Consider the following 19,080-nt stretch of genomic DNA (forward strand, 5'->3'; position numbering starts at 1 on the left):
GCGAGTTCTCCACAACCGGGGAATCCATCCACAGTCTCGGGCCGCGGAGCGCCGCGGGCCCGAGGCCGTTCGCGGCCCTCTAGGCTGCCGCGGCAGGGGGTGGTGATCGTGCTGCTACGCGATCTGACGGAATGGGATCCGGACGCGCTCGACCGGCTGGGGGACGAGTTGGGGCGCTGCGCCGGGGAACTCGACGCGGTGTCCGACTCGGTGCGCCTGCGGGCACACTTCGGTGGACGCTGGACGGGCGACGCGCACGACCGCGCGGCGGAGGCTCTGGAGCATCGAGGTACGGGGATTGCCGCACAAGCAGATTCGTTCCGACGGGTGGGGCGCTACGCGCAACTCGTCGCGCCACGGCTGCGTGCCCTGCACGCGGAACTTGCCGAATTACGTTCTCGCAGCGGCCCCCTCGCGGACGACGACCCGCACCTGCGGGACCTCCTCGATCGCGCGGCCCTGCTCGACCGGGAGGCGAGCGCCCTGCTCGCCCACGAAACAGACCTGCTCGCCCCGATTCCCGGGAGCGAGCCGGAGTCCGGGGACGGCCCGGTTCTTCATGCGGCCGCACCCCGGTCCCTGCCTGCACTTCCGATGCCACCCGGGGCCGGTACCGATCCGGGGGAGGTGGCGCGGTGGTGGAACGGTCTCGACGACCTCACCCGCACCGCACTGATCGCCGAACGTCCCGAGCACATCGGTGGTCTCGACGGGATTCCCGCCACAGCCCGGGATCTCGCCAACCGGGCCCTGCTCGACACCGAACGGCATCGTCTGGAGGCGGTCGCCACGCGGCTGCAGGCCGAACTCGACGGGACGTTCCTCAGCGGCACCGTGTTCGACCGTCTCGGTGCTCCCGGCTGGTTCACCGACGCCGACGCCGGCCTGGAACAGACACGCCGCAAACTCGCCGCGCTCGACGCGATCGAGACGACCCTCGCCCACGGCGACCGGCAACTGCTCACCCTCGACCTGTCCGGCCGCGAGGCGATGGCGGCGGTCGCCGTCGGCGACGTCGACACCGCCGACCACGTCGCGGTGTTCGTACCCGGCGCGGGCTCCACCGTGCAGGGCAACCTCATCGGATACGACGAGCGCGTCGCCGCCCTGCGCGACGAGGCGCACCTCCGCCTCGCGGAGCACGGCCGGACCGACGAGTCCGTCGCCGCCGTGACCTGGCTGAACTATCAGGCACCCCAGTGGGGCTGGGGACTGGCGTTCACCGAACGCAGCCCCGTCTCGGATCTGGCGGCGCGGATCGCCGAACCCCGCCTCACCGGATTCCTCGACGGACTCGCCGCAGCGCGTGGCGACGACCCGCACGTCACCACCGTCGGCCATTCCTACGGTGCGCTCGTCACCGGCCTGGCACTGCAGAACACGGGGAATGTCGACGCCGCGGTGTTCATGGGAGCACCCGGGATCGGCACCGGCGACCCGGCCGACCTCCGGATCCCGCCGGGCGCGGCGCATCTCGTCGAAGCCGCCCGCGATCCCGTCGCCGACACCGGCACCTTCGGCGGCGACCCCAGCTTCCTCGACGGCCTCGTGCACCTGCCGTCCGGGCCCGGCACCACCGCGGCGGGCGTTCCGCTCGCGGGAGTCACGGGCCACAGCTCCTACCTCGACCCCGGTACCTCCAGCGCCCACCACATCGCGGGGGTCGTCGCCGGCATCCCGATGGGGCGCGCGCGGTGACCGCCCGACGCCTCGGTGATGCGGCCCGGACCGCTCTCGCCTGCGTGGCCACCGTCGTGTGCGCGACGATCCCGACCACAGGATGTACGACGGTCGTCGCCCCCACGGCGCGACCCGCACCCGTCGCCGCGACCAGCACCGGGGCCGTCGAGTTCTACACCGCCGTGCACCGCGACGTCCTCACCGCGCTGTCCGCCGAATTCCCGGAACTGGCCTTCGAACCCCGCTACGCGAGCACCACCGCCGGGTGCACGCTGCCCGACGGAACCGCCGGGGTGACCGTGCACCTGCCGATCCAGGGATCGGACGCTCCCGTGCCCGTGGCCGAACTCGACCGCGCCGCCGCGGTGTTCGAGCGGACCGCAGCGCGCGCAGGCTTCCGCGACCGGCAGGTGCTGCCGCCCGACACCGGATTCACGATCCGGTTGTTCGCCGCGGACGGGTCGTACATCACATTCGGCAGCTACATCGCCGCGACCGTCGGACTCACGGTCGGCTGCTACCGGGAGTGAGCCATCCTGTCGGCTAGGCTCGTTCGAGCGGTGCTCCGTCCGGGCACCGCGGTTCGTCCTGGCAGTGTGAAGGGGCCGACTGATGCGACCGATCCTCGGCATCTCCGTCGACGACGGCGAGGTCTCCGCGGTCCTCGTCGACGCCGACGTCCCCGATCTGGGGCCGTTCGACTCGCAGAGCGGATTCGGTGCCCCCGGCGACACACCCGCAGCGGCCGCCGCGGCCGCCGCCACCGTGATGCTCGAACGCGCCGGGTCCGCCTTCGTGACCCCGGCCGTCGCCGCAGTGGTCACCGGACCGGAGAACGACGAGGACGCCGAACCCGTCGCGGAGGCCGTGCGCGGAGTGCTCGGCCCCGACGTCGAGGTCGACGTCGTCGTGCTGGACGAGGCGCGGCTCGCCTTCCTCGCCGGAGCCCCGGAACTGTCCGGCCTGTCGGTGCTCGCCCTGCACACCCGCACCTACGGCGTCGAATCCGCGTCGATGGTCGACGTGTCCTCCCGCGCGGTGCTGTCCACCGTCAGTCCCGACGGGGACGAGTTCACCCCCTACACCCAATCGCTGCCGGAGGCCATGGACGAGGCGATCGCCCGGGCGGGTCGCTCACCCGAGGCCGTGGTCTTCCTGGACCTGCGGCCCGAGGACGCGGCCGCCGCACGTGAACTGTCGACCGTCCTCGGGGTGCCGTTCGTGACCCCGCACGGCACCCCCTGGTACCGCGCGACCGGCGCTGCGCTCGCGGCGGTTTCGCGCCGGATCCCGGCTCCCGTGCTCGAACCGGCCGGGCGGCACCGCGGCACCGTTCTCATCGCGGCGCTCGTCGCGCTGGTCGCCCTGCTCGGCGGGGGACTGGCCGTCGCCGTGGTGAGCGGGGGAGGACCGGGACGCACCGCACCCGGTGTGCAGCCCGCGGTCGCGCCGCCGCCGTCCCCGGTGCCGCACCCCGAGCGCACGCCCGCCGCGGATCCGTGCGCGTCGGTCAGACCGGCCTCGTGGCCGGCCCGCGTCTCCGATCCGGACCCGAGCCCGCCGGATCCGTGCGCGACGGTGGTACCCACCACGCCGTGACGGCCTCCGCCGCCGTCCCCGTCACTCCTCGGGCTGCTCCGCACGGTGCCGGCCGGGCCGTTCCGCGCCGTGATCTCCGGGCCGTTCCGCGCCGTGATCTCCGGGCCGTTCCGCGCCGTGAACTTCGGGCTGCTCCGCGCCGTGCTCCTCGGGTTCCGGAGCACGGTGCCGACCGGCCTGCTGCTCGCTGTGCTCGGGGGCCTGCTGCGCGCGATGCTCCTCGCGACGACGGTGCCGCTCGTCTTCTTCCCGCTCCACCCGGGCGTACACCAGGTGCTGCTGGGCGTAGGTCCACAGGTTGTTGCTCACCCAGTACAGCAGGACCGCGATCATCAGGACCGGCCCGAACACCAGCGCGCCGAGCGGGAAGACCCACATCGAGATCCTGTGGAGGACGACGGTCGCCGGGCTGGCGAGCTCGGGGTTCTGCCGGGCGGCCGCGGCGCGGGCGTTGAAGTGCGTGGCCAGGCTCGCGATCACCATCAGTGGGACGGCCACCGCCGCGATGTTGCCCACCGTGGGGACACCGCCGTGCGCGCCGAAGGACTCCAGCACCGTCTCGGGGGTGCGGATGGCCACGGAGATCGGCACCCCGAACAGGCGGGCGTCGAGGAAGGACTGGACGTCGGCGACGCTGAAGACGTAGTTGGGGGTGTTCGCGTTCTCCTCGGCGGTCATCCCGAGCTGACCAAGCCCGGTTCCGGTGCGGTTGAACGACCGCAGCACGTGGTACAAGCCGAGGAACACCGGGATCTGCACGAGGGGCGGCAGACAGCCGCCGAGGATGTTGACGTCGTGTTCCTTCCGCAGCTTCTGCGTCTCGAGTGCCAGCCGCTGCCGGTCGTCGCCGTAGTGCTTCTTCAGGGCGTCGAGCTGCGGGCGCAGCCGCTGCATCCGCCGGGTCGTCCGCACCTGCCCGATCGCCGGTCGCAGCAGCAGCAGACGCAGGGTGAACACCAGGAACATCACCGACAGTGCCCAGGCGAATCCGCTGTCCGCACCGAGCACGGACCCGAAGATCTTGTGCCAGAACCACAGCACGGCGGAAACGGGGTAGTAGACGAAGTCGAGCACGACCGGTCCCTTCTCAGGAGTACAGCTCGCGACCGGCCCGCGTGAGTGCGGCGGTGTCGGAGGCGACGACGATATCGGCGAAACGGGAACGATAGTCCCCGAGGTCGTCGCCCACGGAGCCGACCACCGCGATCACGGGTGTGCCGCCGCATCGTGCGAGGATCGCCGAGACGATCTTCCCGGCCCGCGACTGGCTGTCGAGCCGGCCCTCGCCGACCACCACGACGTCGGCGTCCGCCAGGGCCGCGTCGAAACCGACCGCGTCGAGCACGAACTCCGCGCCCGATCGCAGCTCCGCCCCGAACTGCGCCCACATCCCGCCGGAGAAACCGCCGGCCGCACCGGTGCCGTCCACCGCGCGGGGATCCCGCGGCAACGACAGGGCCGTGGCCTCGAGGCGGCGCGTGAGCAGGTCGACGGCGGCGGGATCGGCGCCCTTCTGCGGGCCGAACACCCGCGCCGCGTCGGTGTAGCGGGTGGTGACGTCGGTGAGCACCGTGACCCGGGCGTCGCCGAGACCGCCGCGGTCGAGGATCGCGGTGATCGCGCCCGTCCCGCCGTCGCTGGTCGCCGAGCCACCGGCCGCGACGACGATGTGCCGGGCACCGCGCCGGGCGGCCTCGGCCATGAGCATCCCGGTGCCGTAGGTGTCGGCGGTCACCGCATCACGTGGGCCGTCGTGCGGGGTCGTCATGCCGCTGACGGAGGCGAGTTCGACCACCGCGGTCCCGTCGGGCGACAGCCCGAGCACGCCGCGGCAGGGCACCCGCCAGGGGTTCACGGCCTCGACCTCGACGTGTTCGAGCCGGAGGGGGCCGGTGAGTGCGGCCAGCGTGCCCTCGCCGCCGTCGGCGACCGGCATCCGCACCGCTTCGTGCCCGGCGGCCTCGGCGCCGGTGGCGACGGCCTCGGCGACCTCCGCGGCCGTGTACGTGCCCTTGAAGCTGTCGGGAACGACGAGGACCCGCATCAGCGGAGCACCCAGTCGAAGGCCTCCGCCTCGGACCGGGCGCCCTGCCGGGCCCGGGAGCGGTTCGGCTCGTCGAGTTCGGCGACGATGTCCTCGCCGAGCCGCACCAGCTGCCCGAACACCTCGGGGGTCAGCCAGGACGGCCGCGTCGCGAAGAGCAGGTCCTCGCTGGCGGTGTTGCCGCTCGCCCCGGGCGCGAACGGGCAGCCACCGAGACCGCCCAGTGCGCCGTCGACGACCGTGGCGCCCGCCGCGACCGCGGCGAGGCTGTTCGCGACACCGAGACCCCAGGTGTCGTGCCCGTGGTAGACGATCCGGCGGCCGGGGGACTCGGCGTGCACCCGCCCGATCAGCGACGACACCTGGCCGGGCACGGCTTGGCCGAGGGTGTCGGCGACGACGATGTCGGCGGCGCCGTCGGTGCGCGGGTCACAGGCGATCTCCAGCACCCGGTCGGGATCCACCGGGCCGTCGAACGGGCAGGTGAACGCGGTGGCCAGGCACAGCTGGATGCTGCCGCCGGCGTCGTGGGCGTGTTCGATCGCCGCGGGCATGGCGGCGAGGCTGTCCTCGGTGTCGCGGCCGATGTTGGCGCGGTTGTGGGCGTCGGAGACGGAGAAGCAGTACTGGAAGCGGCGGGCACCGGCGGCGATCGCCTTCTCCACGTGCCGCGGGGTGGCGACCCAGATCCAGCAGCGCTCCAGTTCCTCCTCGTCGAGCTCGGCGACCAGATCGAGGGTGTTGGCCATCGGCGGCACCAGGTCGGCGCGGGCCAGCGAGCCGATCTCGAGTTCGGGCACACCCGCGGCGAGCAACGCCCGGACGATCTCCACCTTGCGTTCGGTGGGCAGCAGCTTGCCGGTCAGCTGCAGTCCGTCGCGGAGGGTCACGTCGCGCAGGATCACGTCCGTGCCGGTCCCGACGGTCCCTCGTCCCACCACCGCTGTGTTCGCCACCGCTGTGTTCGCCACCGTCGGGTTCGTCCCAGCCGTGTTCGTCCCGGCCGTGTTCGCCGCCGCTGTGTCCGTCACCGTTCCGCCTCCCGAATCGCCGGTCCTCGAATCGACCCCTCGAATCGACCCCTCGAGTCGACCCCTCGAGTCGACCCAGTATCCCCGGGTTGCAACGTGAACACGATCGGCGGACACACCGGAAGAGCTCCGGAGTGGTTGTGACGCATACCACTATCCTCGGTCTTCTGTTGGTCATCGCCTGGAGGTGAGGAGAAATGACGACGGTCCTCGCGAAGGTACTGCTCTGGGTCGCTCTGCTGGCAGGACTGATCGGCGCAGGTGCAGCCGTGTACCGGCTCCACGTCCACGCGACGGTCGCCGCGCTCATCGTCGCGTCGGTCGCCGGGCTGGTGCTGTTGCGGTTGCGTGCCGAGGCGCGTGACACACCCGACCGCGACACCGCCGTGAGCTGACCGGTAACGGACCACCCGGACTGTAGGGTGGACAACCGGGCGTCCGGTGGTGACGCCTCGCGCGGAGGACGTTCCGCGACCGTCCCGCCGGGCGTGTGAAGAGGAGCAACGGTTCAGTGACGCTGTGGTCTCGTGCCTTGTCGGTGGACGAACTCGACAGTCGTCTCTGGGTGGAGCTGATGCCCTGGCTCGACCGCTACGGTTCCGCCCGCACCGCCGCACTCGAGGCGCTCACCTCGCAGAAGCGGTGGTGGGAGACCGAGTCGCCGGCCGAGACCGCCGAGCACTCCGAGATCCCCGAACTCTGCGCGGAGCTCGCCCACATCTACGTCGGCGACCATCCCGAACTGCGCTTCGCCGACGGTCTGCTGCGTGAGGACGAGGTGCCCGTCGCGGCACTCGATCTCGGTCCCGCCGCGTCGACCCTCGTCGCCCGGCTCCCGCACGCGCCCACGACCGCCGAGCTGTTCACCCGCAGCCCCGCCGACCTGCTCGCCGTCCGCGGCGCCGACCGCGACGCCGTGGAGGAGATCGTGTGCGCCGCGCTCGTCGCGACCACGCTGCGCGAGCCCGCCACCCTCGAGGCCGATCCCCGGGCCTCCAAGGTCCCGGCCGCCGGGCTTCTGCTCGACGACCTCGCCGCCCTCGCCCGCTGGCATCTGCTCCGCGGGCTCGAGGACGCCCCGCTGCTGCACGCCGAGATCGGTGAGGGCGCACCCGAGGAGGTTCAGGACGCCGCTGCGCGCATCCGGGCTCTCACCGCCCGCGACCTGCCCGTCCCTGCACCCGCGGACCCGATCGCCGAACTCGTCGACTACCTGCAGAGCCTGCCGCCCACCGAGCGCGACGCACTGCGTCGACGGGTGGTCGGCAAGGTCGACGATCCGGGCACCCCGTCCACCTTCCCGTTCGGCACCGCCGTCGGCGATCTGCTCGCCGCGCTGCGCGCGGAGGTGCGGCCGGTCGCGTCGTTCGACCGCATCGTCCGCGAGCATTCCGTCCTGACCAGGACCGTTCCCGGTCTCGACGCACCGCTGTGGAAGGTGCTCGACCGGCTCGACGACCGCTTCGAGGTCGCCGACGGCTGGATCGCCGTCCCCGACCTTCCCGACGCCGAGAAGCAGACCCGCGGGCTGCTCTCCGAGTTCGAGTCCCCCAACGGTGTGGTCGAACCCGCCGCCGTGAAGGACGTGTGGTCGCTGCCCGACGGCGAGTTCGAGGAGTGGATGCGTTACTGCGGCACCACCACCTTCGAGGGCCGGGTGCTCACCCCCGCGGACGGTCTCGCGGGCCGGGCCGCGCAGGTTCTCGAGGTCCTCGGCGACCCGCTGTCGGCGGAGGAGATCATCGCCCGCTCGGGGATCAACGCCGACGCCCACACCCTCACCGCGGAACTGGCCGACGACGAACGGTTCGTCCTCGACGACGACCGCTGGGCACTGGCGACCTGGGCGGCCGATCCCGTCACCGCGGTGCGCAACCGCATCGCCCGCCTGGTCGACGCCCAGCTGGGTGTCGCCGAACTCGACAAGGTTGTCGCCGCGCTCGTCGAGCGGTTCGGCATCTCCGAGGACTCGGCACGCACCTTCGCCGCGGGAGGCGACTTCGAGCTCGTCGAAGGCACGGTGCGCCGCCGGCGCCGCACCCGGGTACCGGTCGGCGCACCGGAACGCACGCGCCGGCTCTACCGGATCGGCGACGCCTGGCGGCTGCGGATCCCCGCGACCCGCGACCATCTGCGCGGCGCGGAGTTCACGGTGCCGTCCGCGGTGGCCGCGCTCGCCGGGTGCGCGCCAGGCCACCATGTCGTGCTCGCCTCGCGGCTCGGCGGCCAGACCCTGCGGTGGACCGGCGCAGCGCCGGCCCTCTCGTCGATCCGGCGATTCCTCGAGGACGTCGGGGTGGAGGAGGGCAACGAACTGCTGCTCGAGATCCGCGCCGACGCCCGCTTCGACGTCCTGCCGCTGCGTACCGTCGCCGACAACGCCGAGCCGCTGCGCAAGGCGCTCTCGCTGATCGGGCACACCGAGCCGGAGACCGTCCCGGAGGACGGCATCGCGGCGGCGCTGGCATCGGCGATCGGGCTCGACGGCGAGTCCCGGGCGCGCCGGATTCTCTCGGCCTATCGCGGTCGACGCGAGGCCGAGGTGGTGGCGCTGCTCGAGCAGGCATGGGTGCGCGGCGCGAACTGACACGCGACCGCCGGAGGACGGTGCGTTCGGCGGCCCGGCGTAGCACCATTGAGAAATGATCGACGCGAGAAATGCCGATGCTCCGGTTCCCACTGCGCCCGACGCCGTCGTGCAGGCCCTCGGTGGTGCCGTCGCCTCGGTGGAGGCCGCGGTCGTCCGCCTCGAGGGCGAGGAGGCCGCGCCGGGTCTCGTCGAGCGGGTGCTCGATCTCGCGGGCGCACCGCATCTGGGCGATGTCGTCGCCACCCACAATGCGCTGACCAGGGCCGCGGCGATCGTCGACCACTCCGGTGGGCTGCCGGACGCCGACTGGGTGTCGCTCGCGGACCTGGGGCCGGTCCTCACCCGCACCGTGGCGCTGCTGCGCACCCACGTTTCGGCGTCCCTCGACGGTCTCGACCCCGAGGATGCCGTCGGGGAGCACGTCGAGCTGCTGCAGAAGATCGCCGTGGACGGTGCGCTGGGGGAGACCCTGCAACTGCTCGTCCTGGTCGAGGACTGCCTGTTCCTGTGGCACCGGATCCGGCTGGCGCGCGCGAACGAGGAGACCGCACCGGTGGCGGAGGCCCGTGCCGCGCTCGCCGGTCACTTCGAGCAGGACGCCGTCCTGCTGCGCCGCGCTCGTGCCGCGCTCGCCCGCTTCGCGGAGGGCACCCCGATCGAGGTGGTGCGCCGCCTGTCCTCCGGTCGCACGACCCGGGTGCTGGCCGGGCTGCGGCAGGATCTCGACGACTTCCGGTGGGCCTGCCGCGCCGACGAGGCGGGCTGGCTGTCCGACGAGGATCCGGTGGTCGCGGAGGCCCTCGACTCCATCGACAGCCCGCTCAAGGCCGTCGGGGGTGTGCTCGGGGACGTCTTCGACCGCGGCCGGGCCCGGGTGGCCGGGACGTGGAGCCGTTCCGACGACACCGCTGCCGGGCCGGAGACCTCCACGGCGCCGGGCACCTCGGAGCCGGACACCTCCACGCCGGATGCTGCCACGGCGGACGGCACCGACACCCGCGACTGACACTCCCTGCCGGAGTTCCTCGGCGATCCCGCCCGACTCTAATACCTAGCTCTGCTAGGGTTACCGCTATCCATAGAACTACTAGGTATTAGGTCGGGATGTTCATCGAGAAGGATCTGGTCGCCGCCGCCGCGACCCCGCTCGTGCTCGGGATACTCGCCGAGGGCGAGTCCTACGGGTACGCCATCATCAAACGGGTCAACGAACTGTCCCGCGGCGAGATGCAGTGGACCGACGGGATGCTCTACCCGCTGCTGCACCGCCTCGAGCGGGCCGGGCACGTCTCGGCCACCTGGCGCACCGGCGACAACGGCCGGCGCCGCAAGCACTACGCCATCACCGATGCCGGACGAGCGGTGCTCGCCGAACGCGCCGCCCAGTGGTCGGTCGTCGCCGACGCCCTGCAACAGGTGTGGCGCTCGGCCCAGCTGCCTCCCGCCGCGGCGCCGGGGTGGGTGTGATGACCGTGGATGCGCACCTCGAATCCCGCATCGCCGACTGGCGCGGTTACGTCGCCGACCATCGGGTGATCGCCCCCGCGGACATCGACGAGATGGAAGACCATCTGCGCGAACAGATCTCCGATCTGATGTCCGTCGGTCTCACCGACGGCGAGGCGTTCCTCGTCGCGGTCGGCCGGATGGGTGGCGTCGACGAACTCTCCCGGGAGTTCGCGCAGGAACACTCCGACCGGCTGTGGAAGCAACTCGTTCTCTCCCGCACCGACCGGGGCGAGAACTCCGGCCGCACCGGGGAACTCGCCGTCGTCCTGGGCCTGGCGCTCGGTGCCGGACTCGCGGTGCGCGCAGGCTTCGAGTGGCTGAGCGAGAGCGCCCTGCTGCGCAACGCCGCCGTCCTGATCCTGCCCTTCCTCGCGGCCTACTTCGCGTGGAAGCGCACGATGCCGGCGAGAACGATTGCCGCACTGGCTGTTCCGTTCATTCTCGCTGCCGTGGTGCTCAACGTGTTCCCCTTCGAACCGGGCGGTGCCACCGAGATCGTCGCGGCGATCCATGCCCCGGTGGTCCTGTGGTTCGCCGTCGGATTCGCCTACACCGGCGGCGACCGGCGCTTGCACCGGCGGCGCATGGACTTCGTGCGGTTCACCGGCGAATGGGCCGTCTACCTGGCGTTGCTCGCGCTCGGCGGGGGAGTGCTCACCGGTCTGACCGCCGGTGCCTTCGACGCGCTGGGCATCGACCTCGAACCGTTCCTCGAACAGTGGATCATCCCCTTCGGCCCCGCCGGGGCGGTGATCGTCGCGGCCTGGCTGGTCGAGGCGAAGCAGCAGGTCGTCGAGAACATCGCACCCGTCCTCACCCGCGTGTTCACGCCGATCACGATCCTCATGCTCGTCGCACTGTTCGTCGCGGTCGTCGCCTCCCACAGCGTCGTCGACGTGGACCGGGGCCTGCTCATCCTCATGGATCTCATCCTCGTGCTCGTGCTCGGCCTGCTGCTCTACTCGATCTCGGCCCGCGACCCGTACGCCCCGCCGAACGTCTTCGACCTGCTGCAGATCGTGCTGATCGTCGCGGCCCTGGCCGTCGACGTGCTCATGCTCGCCGCCATGGCCGGCCGCATCGCGGAGTTCGGGTTCACCGCCAACAAGGTGACCGCCCTCGGCCTGAACCTGGTGCTCATGGTCGACCTGCTGTGGGCGGCGAAGCTCGGAATCTCTTTCCAGCGCGGCCGCTCCGGTTTCGCGGCCGTCGAACGCTGGCAGACGCGCTATCTGCCCGTCTACGCGGTGTGGGCGATGTTCGCCGTGGTGGCGATCCCGCCACTGTTCCGTTTCGTCTGATCGCCGTTGCTCCGCGCGGGGGCCCGGAGGCCGAGGACTAGGGTGGATCCATGGCGAAGACGGACGGCGCCCCCGCGTTCACGATGCGGCAGCTCGCCGCGTTCGTCGCCGTCGCGGAGTGGGGCACCATCACCGCGGCCGCCGACGCCATCCACATGTCGCACTCCGCCCTGTCCTCGGCCATCACCGATCTCGAACACGCCCTCGACGCCAAGCTGCTGGTCCGGCAGCGGGCCCGCGGGGTCAAGCTCACGCCCACCGGGCACGTCGTCCTCGAACGCGCCAAGCTGCTGCTGCACCACGCCTCGGAACTCGAGAGCGACGCCCGGTCGGAGGCGGGCGACGTCGTCGGCCGGGTCTCCGTCGGATGCTATCCCTCGCTCGGGCCCACCCTCCTGCCGCCGCTCATCGCCGACTTCACCCGCGCGCACCCGCGGGCCCAGGTGGACTTCCACGAGGACACCCAGAACCGGCTGACGGGTCTGCTCGCCTCCCACGACCTCGACGTCGCGTTCCTCTACGACATCGACCTCGACCCGGAGCTGGAGCGGATTGCGCTGTCGGTGCGCAAACCGATGGTGCTGCTCGCCACCGATCACCCCCTGGCCGGGGAGCAGGCGGTGGATCTGCGCGACCTCGCGGACGAGCCGATGGTGCTGCTCGACGCGCCCCCGAGTTCCGGACACGCACTGGGGATGTGTGCGGAGGCGGGTTTCACGCCCCTGATCGCCTACCGCACCCAGACCTTCGAGACCGCCCGGTCCTTCGTCGGTCGCGGTCTGGGCTGGACCCTCCTCCTGCAGCGTCCCGTCGGCGACATCACCTACGAGGGGCACGCCCTGGCTCTGCTGCCCATCGCGCATCCGCCCGCCGAACCGGTGAACGTCGTTCTCGCGCGGCGGAAGAACGCCCATCCGAGCCGCGTCGCCCAGGCCTTCGCGGACTTCGTCGTCGCGGCCCACCGAGGCTTCACGGCGCCCTGAGCTGCACGAACGGTCATTCTTCGGTATTTCCGGGGATATTCCCCATCTTTGTGCGCTTTTCAAACATATGTGACCGCGCTCAAATATCACCACTCGCGTCCGAACGCCCGTTAATTCGGACGCCTCCGGATCAATGCCTGGAGGGCACATACATGACCGTTCTCGATGCGACGCCACAGGCGTCGGCAGTGGCCGCGCGCAAAGCCGCGCTCGGCAGCTTCGTCGGTACCGCCATCGAGTGGTACGACTTCTTCATCTACGGCACCGCCGCCGCTCTGGTCCTCGGCCCGCAGTTCTTCCCCGGGACCTCCGAGGTCGCGGGCACCCTGGCCGCCTTCGCCACCCTCGCCGTCGGGTTCATCGCCCGCCCGATCGGTGGCATGGTCATGGGCCACTTCGGCGACCGCGTCGGCCGCAAGTCGATGCTCGTGACGTCCCTGCTGCTCATGGGCTTCGCGACCGTCGCGATCGGTCTGCTGCCCAACTACGCCTCCATCGGTGTCGCCGCCCCGATCCTGCTCGTCGCGCTGCGCTTCGTGCAGGGCCTCGGCGTTGGCGGCGAGTGGGGCGGCGCGGTGCTCGTCGCCACCGAGAACGCCCCGGCCGGCAAGCGCGGCCTGTACGGCGCGGCCCCGCAGATCGGTGTGCCCGCCGGTGTGCTGATCGCCAACCTCGTCTACCTGCCGCTGACGGCGTTCCTGCCCGACGGCGCATTCGAGGCGTGGGGCTGGCGAGTGCCCTTCCTGGCCTCCGCCGTGCTCGTGTTCGTCGCCATGTGGATCCGTCTCGGCCTCGAGGAGAGCGCCGAGTTCCGGGCCGCCAAGGACGCCCCCACCACCGAGCACAAGCTGCCGATCATCGAGGTGCTGACCCAGCACTGGAAGACCGTGCTCCTCGCCGGTGGCACCTTCATCGCCACCAACGGCATCGCGTACGCCTACATGGTCTACGTCCTCAAGTACGGCGAGAAGACCCTCGGCTTCTCCAACACCACGATGCTCATGCTGCTCATCGGCTCGTGCCCGTTCTGGATGGCCGGCATGGCCTACGCCGCCTGGCGCTCCGACCTGGTCGGCCGTCGCACCGTCTACATCCGGTCGTCCTCCGCGCTGGTCGTGGCCGCGGCCCTGTTCTTCCCGCTGATGGACACCGCGGTGCTCCCCGTCATGTTCGTCGCGATGCTCGGCCTCGGCTTCACCCTCGGCTGCTGCGCCGGCCCCCAGTCCGCCCTGTTCGCCGAACTGTTCCCCGCCCAGATCCGCTACAGCGGCGCCTCGCTCGGCTACCAGATCGGCGCCATCCTCGGCGGCGGCCTGGCCCCGATGATCGCGACCTCCCTGTTCGCCGCGACCGGCACGTCGCTGTCGATCACCGGCTACTTCGTGCTCATCGCCCTGATCAGCCTCGTCAGCATCCTGCTGCTCCGCGTGCCCTCCGCCGGGCACACCACCGTCCACAACTCCGTCGAGGAAGGTGCCTGACCCGTGTCGACCTACTACCACCCGCCCAAGTACCCTGCGTCGATCTTCGACTCGATGACCCCCGACGAGGACGCCCTGGCCGTCGTCGTGGTCGGCGCCGGCCCGGTCGGCATGGCGGTCGCCCTGGGCCTGGCCCAGCGCGGCATCCCGGTCACGATCCTCGAGGCGGCGGACCAGGTCTCCTTCGGCTCCCGCGCCATCTGCATCTCCCGGCACAGCCTCGAGGCCGCGGCCCGGCTCGGCTTCGGTGAGGAACTCGAGAAGATCGTGCTGCCGTGGGTCGGTGGCCGCAGCTTCTTCCGCGACCAGCAGGTCCTGCAGTTCCGCATGCCCCTGCGCGACTACGACGTGCGCCCGCCCATGATCAACGTCTCCCAGTCGGAGTTCGAACAGATCATGGTCGACACCATCGAGAAGAACCCGCTGATCACCCTGCACTGGCAGGCATCGATCGCCGGCATCCTGCGCGGCGAGGACGAGGTCACCCTCGAGGTCGACACCGCCGAGGGCAAGCGCCACCTGCGTGCCCGCTGGGTCGTCGCCGCCGACGGCGGCCGCAGCCGCATGCGCGAGCTCGCCGGTCTGCGTCTGCAGGGCACCAGCTACGAGGGCCGCTACGTCATCGCCGACATCCACTGGGAGTCCGACCTGCCGGCCGAACGCATGGTCTGGTTCGATCCGCCGAGCAACCCCGGTTCGACGATCATCATGCACAAGCAGCCCGGCAACATCTGGCGCATCGACTACCAGCTCGACCCGTCCGAGGACGCCGAGATCGAGACGCAGGAGGACGCGATCCGCGCCCGGATCGCCAAGCACCTCGACTGGCTGCAGAACGACCTGCCGTGGACCCTCGAGTGGAAGGGCTTCTACAGCGCCCGCGCCCTCGCACTCGACGAGTTCGCCCACGACCGGATCCTGTTCGCCGGCGACGCCGCCCACCTGGTGCCGATCTTCGGCGTGCGCGGCCTCAACTCCGGCATGGAGGACGCCGAGACCCTCGCCTGGCAGCTGGCCGCCGTCGTCCACGGCAACGCCGAACCGTCGATCCTGAAGGCCTACTCCTTCGAGCGGCACAACGCCTGGGAGCAGAACGTCGCCAACGCCGGCAAGTCCACGCTCATCATGAGCCCGGGCAGCCACGGCTACCGCACCACCCGCGACGCGATCCTCGCCCTCGCGGTGGGCCGCCCCGAGTTCGGTCACCTCATCAACCCGCGTCAGTCCAGCGCCACCCACGCCCGCCTGTCGCCGCTGACCTGGTCGGTCGCGCCCGGCACCGAGGGCGTGCTGCCCGGTGACCCGGTCGAGGACCGCCGCATCCGCGTCGCGGGCGAGGAGTCCTCGCTCAACGTGGCCCGCGGCAACGGCTTCGCGGTCATCGGCTTCGGTCTCGACGAGGCCGGTGCCACCGCGCTGGTCGCCGCCACCGCGGAGCTGGCGAAGGCCTTCGAGCCGGAGAGCTTCCGCACCCTCGTCGTCGACTCCCCGGAGGTGGAGGGCGCCACGTCGATCGACGCCCCCGATCTCGTCGAGGCGCTCGGCGCGACGGCCGGCGAGGCCTTCGTGGTCCGGCCCGACGGGCTGCTGCTGTGCCGCGTCCCGGCCGCCGAGGTCGCCGCTGTCGCCGGGCCGCTGCGCGCCGGTGCCGCCCCCGAAGGCCCGGAGCTGCCCGCCCGTCCGGCGGAGCAGACCACCCCGGAGGAGCAGCACCGCGAGAACGTGTGGCTGGGTCTGTCGACGGCTCTGGACCAGGTCGCCGAGAACGACCGGGAGGGCTTCCTCACCCGCCTGGCGCTGATGCTCGGCTCCCAGGTCGACCACCGGCAGTTCGAGGAGGCCATCGCCGCCGCCGCGGACACCTCCCCGGTGCGTGTCGAGGAGCTGGCTCCGCAGGTCTGACCCCCTCCTGCGCGGCCGCACGACGAGGCCCGGACACCCCGCGGTGTCCGGGCCTCGCCGTCACCCGAGGCCGTCGAGTGCCTCGGTGATGGGGGTGTCGCCGTTGTTGAACTCGATCGTCCGCCCCGCGGTACCGGGACGCTCGAGTACCGCGGCGACCACGGCGGCGACGTCGGCGCGGCTCACCTTCCCCTTGTCCTGCGCGCCGTGCCCCTCGATCTCGATGCGGCCGGTGGGCGGATCGAGCGTCAGGGCGCTCGGGCCGAGGATCGTCCAGTCCAGGTCCGTGCCGCGCAGATGGGTGTCGGCAGCGGCCTTCGCCTCCGCGTAGGCATGGAAGGAGTTGTCCTCGGGCACGCCGTGATCGGGGCGCGAACCGTAGTACGAGACCATCACGTACCGGCGGACCCCGGCCTGCTGCGCGGCGGTCATCGAGGCGATGGCGGCGTCGCGGTCCACCGCGTAGGTGCGCTGCGGGTCGCCGCCTCCGGCACCCGCCGACCACACGACCGCGTCGTGTCCCTTCACCAGATCGGTGAGCTCGGCGAGACCGAGCTTCTCGACGTCGGCCACCACCGGGGTGGCGCCGGCCTCGCGGACGTCGTCGGCGTGGTCGGGATTGCGGATGAACGCACTGGTCTCGTGACCGGCCTCGGCCAGCAACCGCTCGAGGTGCAACGCCACCTTGCCGTGGCCTCCGAAGAGTGCGATCCGTGCCATGGGTCCTCCTGACGACGATGTTCGGTACCCGACCAGCATGCCCCGAACGCGTCGCGGTGAATCCCGTCCCGTACCCGCCGAAGTACAGCAGATCGTCGAGTGCTGCCCGAATCGTCGCGGAAGAGGCCGTCTTCCGTACGGTCCTCCCGGCTCCGGCGGCTTCCACCGTCTTTCCGATCATGGCCTGGTCGGTCACGCCGGACATCGGTATCACGAGCAGTGGCAGCCCGTGGGCGAGTCCCGGAACGCCGTGGCGTGCCCGCCGTGCCCGACGACCGCCGAGCATTCCGGCACGAGTTCGTTGTGCGGCACGTACCGGTGCACGGTCGCATTCGCCGGAACCCGCAGGCCCGCGGGATCGATGGCCGGCCCGGTCGTCACCACGGTCTCCACGTGCAGCGGGGTCGAACAGGGGATCGCAGCACACCAGCAGCAGGTCGGCGTCGAGACCCCTTGCCCGCGCGGCGATTCCGGCGGGCCCGTGCCGGTACGACCCGTCGAACATCGCGTAGATGGTGTGGAACAGCACCGCGTGACGCACCCCGGTGCGTGCCGTGGCGTCGAGCGCACCGAACGACACGGCATCGACGATCACGAGATTCGTCTTCTCCCGGGATATCTCGTCGTGCACGTCGCGATCGACCTGCGGCGAGGTCGTCATCGCGACGAGCATCCGCAGCACGGACGGGGTGCTCAGCTGTATGTGGGAGTCCACTCGGGGGAGTTGTGACAACAACGGAATCCGAGACCGACGGCCTCCGCCGCGGCGCGCTGCGACTCGTGGCCGAGCACCCGCACCCGGTGTCCGCGACGGCACAGCTCACGTCCCACCGCGAATTCCGGGGATGGTTGCCGCCCCTTCGAAGGTGACGATCAGGACGCTCGCCACGTGCGACGCGGTCATTGCCCCGGTATGTGCCCGCCGCGGGTGGTGCCGGTAGCCCCGCACGAACGAAAACGCGCGAACGAGCGCGACGGAAAAGGACGGATGCCACCCGTGATCCGGGGATCACGGGTGGCATCCGGAGGGAAGGGAACCGATCAGCGGTTGCGATCGGAGCTGTAGCCCCACAGCCAGTCGGTGTACTTGTAGCTCGAGGTGTCACGGGTGCGGAACAGCTCGTTGCGGGCCTCGCGGCCGGCGCCGTCGAGGTGCCACAGGTCGCCCCACATGCGGCCGGTGGTGAGGATGCGGTTGCAGCGCGGAGCGCGCTCGGCGTTCACGTCCTGCAGGATCTTCGGCCAGTTCTTCGTGTCGCCCTGCAGATCCTCGGCGGCGTAGTCGGCGAGGCACTTGGCGTCCTCGAGGGCCATGACGGCGCCGGAGGCCAGATACTGCAGTGGCGGGTGCGCGGCGTCGCCGAGCAGGATCATGCGGCCGTCGACCCAGTTGTCGATCGGGTTGCGGTCGAACATCGGCCACCACCGGTCGGTCCACAGGTACTTCAGTGCGCTCTGGACACTCTCGTGGCAGTGGTCGTAGGCGTGCGCGAGTTCCTCGGGGCTGCCCCACATCTCCTCACCGCGCAGGAAGGCCGGCGACTGGAACACCGCAACCTGGTTGAGCATCTCACCCTGGCGCAGCGGGTACTGGATGAAGTGGCAGCGCGGGCCGATGTAGCCCACGACGTCCTCGATCTCCTCGTCGAGCGGGACCTCGTCCATCGGGAAGGTACCGCGGAAGGCGACGTATCCGGAACCGACCGGCTTGTCGTCGGACAGCTTCGGGCGCAGCCGCGAGTGCAGGCCGTCCATGCCGAGCGCGACGTCGCCGACGTGCTCCTCACCGTTCTCGAGGATCACGCGCACGGTGTCGCCCTCGGTGACCACGTCGGTGACGGTGCAGTTCGTGCGCAGGTCGGCGCCGGCCGCGCGGGCCGCGGCGACCAGCACCGAGTGCAGGTCGGAACGGTGCACGACGAAGTACACGCCGCCGTAGTGCTGCTGGTAGTCGCGGCCGAGGTCGACCTTGGTGAGGATCTCCGCGGTGACGGCGTCCCGGAAGACGAGGTTCTTGGGCAGCACGCCCTTGGCGATGACCTCGTCGTACACACCGAGCGACTGCAGGATGCGCGAGCCGTGCGGGCCGATCTGGAGACCGGCACCGACCTCACCGAACTCGGGTGCACGCTCGAACAGCGTGACCTGAGCGCCCTTCTGGGCCAGGGCGAGGGCGTTGGCGACACCGCCGATGCCGCCACCGGCGATGAGAACTCGTGCGTCCTTCAGTGCGGACATGA

Annotated in this window: 18 protein-coding genes; 12 read left to right on the forward strand and 6 right to left on the reverse strand. The window is 71.2% G+C overall.

Going from position 1 to position 19,080, the window contains the following annotated elements:
- Positions 1 to 108: 108 nt before the first annotated feature.
- The 3 genes from OED52_RS06155 to OED52_RS06165 all read left to right on the forward strand — a co-directional run bounded on the left by OED52_RS06155 (position 109) and on the right by OED52_RS06165 (position 3,279).
- On the forward strand, positions 109 to 1,698 hold the full coding sequence (locus OED52_RS06155; protein WP_264153786.1) for an alpha/beta hydrolase family protein: 1,590 nt from the start codon (positions 109 to 111) through the stop codon (positions 1,696 to 1,698).
- Positions 1,695 to 2,210: an LppA family lipoprotein gene (locus OED52_RS06160; protein ID WP_264153787.1), complete on the forward strand. Its 516-nt coding sequence runs from the start codon at positions 1,695 to 1,697 to the stop codon at positions 2,208 to 2,210. The genes OED52_RS06155 and OED52_RS06160 overlap by 4 nt, the downstream gene beginning before the upstream one ends.
- Before the next feature lie 82 nt (positions 2,211 to 2,292).
- Positions 2,293 to 3,279 (forward strand): hypothetical protein, encoded by a 987-nt coding sequence (locus OED52_RS06165; protein ID WP_264153788.1) that lies wholly within the window; start codon positions 2,293 to 2,295, stop codon positions 3,277 to 3,279.
- A 21-nt stretch (positions 3,280 to 3,300) separates the two neighbouring features.
- Here OED52_RS06165 and yidC read toward each other — a convergent pair whose 3' ends face one another.
- Genes yidC through OED52_RS06180 form a run of 3 tightly spaced genes read right to left on the reverse strand, consistent with a single transcriptional unit; the run spans position 3,301 to position 6,228 of the window.
- Positions 3,301 to 4,353 carry a membrane protein insertase YidC gene (yidC, locus tag OED52_RS06170; RefSeq protein WP_264153789.1) on the reverse strand — a complete coding sequence of 351 codons (1,053 nt, stop codon included), beginning with the start codon at positions 4,351 to 4,353 and terminating at the stop codon, positions 3,301 to 3,303.
- 13 nt (positions 4,354 to 4,366) lie between these two features.
- The gene (locus OED52_RS06175; protein WP_264153790.1) at positions 4,367 to 5,323 is read right to left on the reverse strand and encodes a glycerate kinase family protein; all 957 of its coding nucleotides are present in this window, start codon (positions 5,321 to 5,323) and stop codon (positions 4,367 to 4,369) included.
- Positions 5,323 to 6,228 carry a beta/alpha barrel domain-containing protein gene (locus OED52_RS06180; protein WP_264154601.1) on the reverse strand — a complete coding sequence of 302 codons (906 nt, stop codon included), beginning with the start codon at positions 6,226 to 6,228 and terminating at the stop codon, positions 5,323 to 5,325. The genes OED52_RS06175 and OED52_RS06180 overlap by 1 nt, the downstream gene beginning before the upstream one ends.
- 323 nt (positions 6,229 to 6,551) lie before the next feature.
- Here OED52_RS06180 and OED52_RS06185 point away from each other — a divergent pair, with 323 nt between their 5' ends.
- The 8 genes from OED52_RS06185 to OED52_RS06220 all read left to right on the forward strand — a co-directional run bounded on the left by OED52_RS06185 (position 6,552) and on the right by OED52_RS06220 (position 16,120).
- On the forward strand, positions 6,552 to 6,749 hold the full coding sequence (locus OED52_RS06185) for a hypothetical protein (protein ID WP_264153791.1): 198 nt from the start codon (positions 6,552 to 6,554) through the stop codon (positions 6,747 to 6,749).
- A 116-nt stretch (positions 6,750 to 6,865) separates the two neighbouring features.
- Positions 6,866 to 8,941, forward strand: coding sequence for a hypothetical protein (locus OED52_RS06190; protein ID WP_264153792.1), 2,076 nt, complete (start codon positions 6,866 to 6,868; stop codon positions 8,939 to 8,941).
- Positions 8,942 to 8,996: 55 nt separating this feature from the next.
- The gene (locus OED52_RS06195; RefSeq protein WP_264153793.1) at positions 8,997 to 9,950 is read left to right on the forward strand and encodes a hypothetical protein; all 954 of its coding nucleotides are present in this window, start codon (positions 8,997 to 8,999) and stop codon (positions 9,948 to 9,950) included.
- 98 nt (positions 9,951 to 10,048) lie between these two features.
- Complete coding sequence (locus tag OED52_RS06200) at positions 10,049 to 10,411, forward strand: PadR family transcriptional regulator (RefSeq protein ID WP_264153794.1); 363 nt, start codon at positions 10,049 to 10,051, stop codon at positions 10,409 to 10,411.
- Positions 10,411 to 11,754, forward strand: a complete 1,344-nt coding sequence (locus tag OED52_RS06205) for a permease prefix domain 1-containing protein (RefSeq protein WP_264153795.1) — start codon at positions 10,411 to 10,413, stop codon at positions 11,752 to 11,754. Before OED52_RS06200 ends, OED52_RS06205 begins: the two co-directional genes overlap by 1 nt.
- Positions 11,755 to 11,804: 50 nt before the next feature.
- Positions 11,805 to 12,737, forward strand: coding sequence for a LysR family transcriptional regulator (locus OED52_RS06210; RefSeq protein ID WP_264153796.1), 933 nt, complete (start codon positions 11,805 to 11,807; stop codon positions 12,735 to 12,737).
- Positions 12,738 to 12,889: 152 nt separating this feature from the next.
- Complete coding sequence (locus OED52_RS06215; protein ID WP_264153797.1) at positions 12,890 to 14,218, forward strand: MFS transporter; 1,329 nt, start codon at positions 12,890 to 12,892, stop codon at positions 14,216 to 14,218.
- Positions 14,219 to 14,221: 3 nt separating this feature from the next.
- Entirely contained in the window at positions 14,222 to 16,120 is a 1,899-nt protein-coding gene (locus OED52_RS06220; protein WP_264153798.1) for an FAD-dependent monooxygenase, read from the forward strand.
- A 60-nt stretch (positions 16,121 to 16,180) separates the two neighbouring features.
- On the opposite strand, the gene OED52_RS06225 is transcribed toward OED52_RS06220, so the two are convergent.
- On the reverse strand, positions 16,181 to 16,840 hold the full coding sequence (locus OED52_RS06225; RefSeq protein ID WP_264153799.1) for an SDR family oxidoreductase: 660 nt from the start codon (positions 16,838 to 16,840) through the stop codon (positions 16,181 to 16,183).
- A gap of 210 nt (positions 16,841 to 17,050) precedes the next feature.
- Positions 17,051 to 17,221 carry a hypothetical protein gene (locus tag OED52_RS06230; RefSeq protein WP_264153800.1) on the reverse strand — a complete coding sequence of 57 codons (171 nt, stop codon included), beginning with the start codon at positions 17,219 to 17,221 and terminating at the stop codon, positions 17,051 to 17,053.
- Here OED52_RS06230 and OED52_RS06235 point away from each other — a divergent pair.
- Positions 17,202 to 17,570, forward strand: coding sequence for a hypothetical protein (locus OED52_RS06235; RefSeq protein ID WP_264153801.1), 369 nt, complete (start codon positions 17,202 to 17,204; stop codon positions 17,568 to 17,570). The genes OED52_RS06230 and OED52_RS06235 overlap by 20 nt on opposite strands.
- A gap of 311 nt (positions 17,571 to 17,881) precedes the next feature.
- Here the strand turns inward: OED52_RS06235 and OED52_RS06240 are convergent, their stop codons facing one another.
- Positions 17,882 to 19,078, reverse strand: a complete 1,197-nt coding sequence (locus tag OED52_RS06240; protein ID WP_264153802.1) for an FAD-dependent monooxygenase — start codon at positions 19,076 to 19,078, stop codon at positions 17,882 to 17,884.
- Between the last annotated feature and the right edge of the window lie 2 nt (positions 19,079 to 19,080).

The organism is Rhodococcus sp. Z13 (assembly GCF_025837095.1).
In the GTDB taxonomy this organism is placed as follows: Bacteria; Actinomycetota; Actinomycetes; order Mycobacteriales; family Mycobacteriaceae; genus Rhodococcus; species Rhodococcus sacchari.